A 4488-nucleotide genomic window follows, 5' to 3' on the forward strand; every position below is an offset into this window, starting at 1 on the left:
GGCTCCGCACCGGCAGGCGGCGTGGCGCCGGGCAGCGGCGGCGTACCGGGCTGCTCCGGCTGCGGCGGCTTGGCCCCGGGCTGGCCCGGCAGCGGCTGCGCATCCCCTGCGCTGACAAATTTCCAGTCCGATATACGCTGCTTGCCTTCAAAACCCTGGAAGCGGGCCGGGAAATTGCCAATCTTGACCGGTTTGGCGGTGGACAGGCTGTACACCGCCACCACGCCGGTGGTGCCCGCCACATAGCTGATGCCCCACTCCGCCTTGCCCGTCATGGGATCGACAAAGATTTTGCGCAGGTGGCGCCGCACGGCGGGGAAACGCGGATCCAGCAGCAGCTCCTTCAGCGAGGGCGGCTGGGTGGGCTGGCCGGGCGGCGTGGCCTTGGCGTAGCTTTGCAGCGCGTCGCTGAACTGGGCGCCTATATTGAGCAGCTCGCGCTCGGCGGCACTGCGCTGCATCACCGCGCCCAGCTTGACCGTGCTGGCGCACACCAGGGCCATGATGGCCAGCATGATGACCAGGCTGATGTAGGTAAAGCCCGAGCTGAAGCCGGCGCCGCGCCGGGGCGGCCTACCAGTCCGCGTAGGGTTTGCCGTGGCGGTCATTGCCGGGCGCTCCGCTTTTCAGGTCCGACACGCCGCCCTTGGTGCCATCTTCCGGCGCCACCAGTATCCAGGTGGTGCTGCTTTCGGTGATGGGGTCGATAGGCGCGGCGCGCAGGTATTTTTTCTCCACCAGCTGCTCGAGCGTGTCCGGATAGCGGCCCGTATCGCCGTAGTACTGGTCGATGGTGGCGCGGGTGTTGCGCAGGTTGTCGGCCAGGATGGTTTCCTTGGCGCTGTCCACGCTGGGGAAATAACGCGGCACGGCCAGCGTGAGCAGCAGCGCGATAATGCCCAGCACCACGAGCAGCTCGATCAGCGTGAATCCTTGTCTGGCTTTGTTCATGTTTACCATTTTCGGTAGGCCACGCCGTTCAAGCCGGTCTTTTCGGAGAGGGAGTAGACATCGTACACGTCCTCCCCTTCGCGCGGCTGGTCGGCGTCGCTGGCGTAGCTGCGCTTGCCCCAGGTCTGCGCATCGGACGCCTCCGGTTCGGCGCTGAAGGGGTCGCGCGGAATGCGGCGCAGGAAGTAGATCTTGCTGCGCTTGGGGTTCTTCTGGTCCTGCACGCCCTCCACCAGCAGTTCCAGGTTCTTGGGGTAGCCGGTGCTGATGGTGCTCTTGGCCACCCGGCCATCATCGTAAGCCTGCTTGTAGGCGTCGATGGCCTGGCGGATCTCGTTCAGCGAACGGCGCAGCTCCTGTTCGTTGCGGCGCTGGATGGTCACCTGCGCCACCGGCACCACCAGCGTGCCGAGCAGGCCCAGGATGGCCAGCGTCACCAGCAGTTCGATCAGCGTGAAGCCGCGGCGCCGCAGATTCATTTTGCTGGCGGCTGCGCCGGGGCAGCTGGCTCGGGCTGCGCCACGCTGGACGCGGGGCCGGGCTGCGACGTGGATAGCGGCACGCCGGCCGGCGCGGCAGGCTGCGCCACTGGCGGCTGGCCGGGAGCGGGAATGGCCATCGGCTGCGCGCCCTGCGCCGGCAGCTGCGGCGCGGCCGGAACCACCGGCGCGGCGGGCGCGCTGGGAGCGCCTAGCGGCAGCGCCACCGGCGTGCGCACGGCGGGGTCCGGACGGCGGCGGAAGTTGCCCTCGGTGCCGGCCGAGAATTCGGCGTTGGCCGCCTCGGGGCGCTGCACGTTGCGGATCAGGTGCGGGGTGATGGACAGCACGATCTCGGTCTTCTGCTTGTCGTCCGTGGTGCTGCCGAACAGGCGGCCGAGGATGGGCACGTCGCCGAACAGCGGCACTTTGCTGCCGTTGCTGCGGTCCTCGTTGTTGATCAGGCCCGCCAGCACCTGGTTCTCGCCGTCCTTCAGCTGCAGCATGGTGCTGGCCTGGCGCGTGCCGATCTGGTAGGCCTTGGTGCCGGACTTGGTCTCCACCTGGCTGACCAGGTTGCTGACCTCCAGCGACACGCGGATCGCCACTTCGTTGTTCAGGTAAATGGTCGGCTCGGCGTTCAGCGTCAAACCCACGTCCACATAGCTGACCGACTCGCTGGCAAAGCCGCCGGTGCCGGGCGAAATGGTGGTGGTGATGACCGGCACCTTGTCGCCGATCAGGATCTTGGCCTTTTCCTTGTTGCGCACGCGGATGCGCGGATTGGCCAGCAGGTTGCTGTCGCCGTCGGTCTTGTTGGCCTTGCCGGTCACGTTGAGCGCGGACACGCCTATGCTGCGCTGGTTCAGGTGGTTCAGGTCATTAATCGTCAGCACCGTGCCGCCGGACGAAATCAGCGGGCCGAGGGTAACGCTGGTCGGCCAGGCCACGCCCAGCTCCATCAGGCGCGTGCGCTTCACTTCCAGGATTTCCACTTCCAGCATCACCTCCGGCTCGGCCACGTCCTGCAGCGCCACCAGGCGCTCGGCCAGGCGGATCGCCTCGGCGTTGTCGCGCACGATCAGCAGGTTCAGTTTTTCATCCACCACCACGTCGCGCGATTTGAGGATGGTCTTGAGCGTGTTGGCCACCGACTTGGCCTCCGCATTGGCCAGGAAGAAGGTCTTCACCACCATCTCCTGGTATTCCTTCAGCTTGGCCGCCACGTTGGGGTAGATCAAAATGGTGTTGCCGTCCAGGACCTGCTGCTCGAGCTGGTTGGTCATCAGCAGATAGTAGACCGCCGCTTCCACGGTGCTGTTCTTCAGGAAAATGGAGGCTTTCTGGTCGGTCTTCACGTCCTTGTCGAAGACGAAGTTCAGGCCGGAGCGGCGCGCGATAATCTCGAACACCTGCTTGAGCGGCGCGTCGCGGAACTCGATGCTGATGGGCTGCTTGAACGCCTTCGACAGGCCCGCTTCGGCCGTGGGCTGGGCGCTCTTGTCGTTCACGTCGCGCAGCATCAGGCGCGCCTCCTCGTAGGCCGGTTTTTCCGCCAGCACCGCGTTGAGCTTCTGCCGCGCGCCGTCGTAGTCCTTTTTGGCGGCCAGTTCGCCGGCGGAGGCCACCATTTTTTCCAGCCGCTCGGCCGTTTCCACCGCGCGCAGCCCGGCGCGTGCGCGCTCGTTCATGGGGTCGATGGCCAGCACGCGCTGGTAGGCTTGCTGCGCCGGGGCGCGGCGGCCGTCGGCCAGGTCGCGCTCGGCCTGGTCCAGATAGCGCACGGCGGTGCGGTCGCGCGTGAGCAGGTAGGCGGAGCGGAATTGCGCGTTGTTGGGCGCTTGCGTGATGGCTTCCTGGAATTTGGCCAGGCCCTCTTCCGGCTTGTTCTGTTCGACCAGGGTGCGGCCGTCGCGGTAGGCCATCTCGCCTGCGCAACCGGCCAGCGCCAGCGCCACCAGCGTGGCCATGGCCGTGGTTTTCAACTTGCGGTGGGATGTGCGGGCCATTAGTCGGGAACTCCAATATTGAGCTGCTGGGATTGATTCAGCGGCAGATAGGTAAGCTTGAGCATGGGCGGCGCGACGGCATCGACGCGGTAGACGCCGTCGATCACCATTTGCGCGCGTACCACATAAGTTTTTTCGCCGCGCGCCAGGAATACCTCCCAGGCCCCTTCGCTGGCGGCCTTGCCGATGTAGGTGAACGGCAGCGGCGGCGCTTGCGGCGGCGGAGGGGGCGGCGGGGCTTGCGGCGGCGGCGGCGGCGGGGTCCAGTTCTGGCTGCCGAACACGGCGCCGGCTCCGCCAAAACTGCCCTCGCCGGATTCGCCTATCAGTTCGCCGCGCGGCAGCAGGCGCAGAATCTGCACCTCCGCCGCTGCGGGTTTGGCGTCATTGGCGGCAGGCGCGGGGGCGGCGGGCGCCGTGGCTGGCAGAGCCGGCGCGGCGGTCCGGGCCGCGGCAGGCTGCGGGCGGCGGTCCACGGCTTCGGCAACGCCGCTGCCGGCCGGGGTCTTGTCGCCAAAAACCACCAGCGCGGCGGCGCCGGCCAGCGCCACTGCCATCAGCAAATGGCGCGGCTTCATGGCTGCTCCGGCATGGCGCCGTCCTTCAGGTAGAGCGTGAAGCGCACGCGCGCTTCCACCTGCGCGTCGCCGATGTTCTCGCGGCGGAAGCCGATGTCGTCCAGCGCGGCGAAGGGCAGCTCGCGCAAGGCGCCCAGGGCGAACTGCCAGATCGCCTGGTAGCTGCCCTTCACCGGCAGCGTGATCTGGTAGCTGCTGACGCGGCTGGCCTTGTCGTAGCCCGGTTTGTATTCGCCCTGGTTCAGGCTCAGGCCCGCTTTCGCCGCCAGCGCGAACAGCACTTTCACGTGCTGCTCCGCGTAGCGCTTTTCTCCCAGCGTTTCGTGGAACAGCGCCAGGTTTTCATTGGCGGACGGCGGCGGCGCGGCCACCGCCAGCGTGGCCGGCACCGGCAAGGGCCTGGCTGCTGCCGCGCGGCGCGGAGCAGAAGCTGGCGCTGGCCCGTCCCTTGCCGGTGCCGGCCACGCTGGC

Annotated in this window: 6 protein-coding genes; all 6 read right to left on the reverse strand. The window is 67.4% G+C overall.

Annotated features, from left to right (window positions below; genetic code table 11):
- Window positions 1-608: type II secretion system protein (locus GTP77_RS29515; RefSeq protein ID WP_229202428.1), on the reverse strand; the 608-nt coding region annotated here is incomplete at its 3' end.
- Window positions 574-960, reverse strand: coding sequence for a type II secretion system protein (locus tag GTP77_RS29520; RefSeq protein WP_161075713.1), 387 nt, complete (start codon window positions 958-960; stop codon window positions 574-576). The genes GTP77_RS29520 and GTP77_RS29515, both read right to left, overlap by 35 nt.
- Window positions 954-1430, reverse strand: a complete 477-nt coding sequence (locus GTP77_RS29525) for a type II secretion system protein (protein WP_161075714.1) — start codon at window positions 1428-1430, stop codon at window positions 954-956. Before GTP77_RS29525 ends, GTP77_RS29520 begins: the two co-directional genes overlap by 7 nt.
- Window positions 1427-3439 (reverse strand): secretin GspD/PilQ domain-containing protein, encoded by a 2013-nt coding sequence (locus GTP77_RS29530; protein WP_161075715.1) that lies wholly within the window; start codon window positions 3437-3439, stop codon window positions 1427-1429. Before GTP77_RS29530 ends, GTP77_RS29525 begins: the two co-directional genes overlap by 4 nt.
- Complete coding sequence (locus GTP77_RS29535) at window positions 3439-4017, reverse strand: hypothetical protein (protein WP_161075716.1); 579 nt, start codon at window positions 4015-4017, stop codon at window positions 3439-3441. The genes GTP77_RS29530 and GTP77_RS29535 overlap by 1 nt, the downstream gene beginning before the upstream one ends.
- Window positions 4014-4488: hypothetical protein (locus tag GTP77_RS29540; protein WP_161075717.1), on the reverse strand; the 475-nt coding region annotated here is incomplete at its 5' end. The genes GTP77_RS29535 and GTP77_RS29540, both read right to left, overlap by 4 nt.

This window comes from Pseudoduganella aquatica, assembly GCF_009857595.1.
Lineage (GTDB): Bacteria > Pseudomonadota > Gammaproteobacteria > Burkholderiales > Burkholderiaceae_D > Rugamonas > Rugamonas aquatica_A.

What these genes read in the sequence shown, in the direction of transcription:
- GTP77_RS29535 (WP_161075716.1), bottom strand. Translation starts at nt 4,017, where the DNA reads ATGAAGCCGCGCCATTTGCTGATGGCAGTGGCGCTGGCCGGCGCCGCC.
- GTP77_RS29520 (WP_161075713.1), bottom strand. Translation starts at nt 960, where the DNA reads ATGGTAAACATGAACAAAGCCAGACAAGGATTCACGCTGATCGAGCTG.
- GTP77_RS29525 (WP_161075714.1), bottom strand. Translation starts at nt 1,430, where the DNA reads ATGAATCTGCGGCGCCGCGGCTTCACGCTGATCGAACTGCTGGTGACG.
- GTP77_RS29530 (WP_161075715.1), bottom strand. Translation starts at nt 3,439, where the DNA reads ATGGCCCGCACATCCCACCGCAAGTTGAAAACCACGGCCATGGCCACG.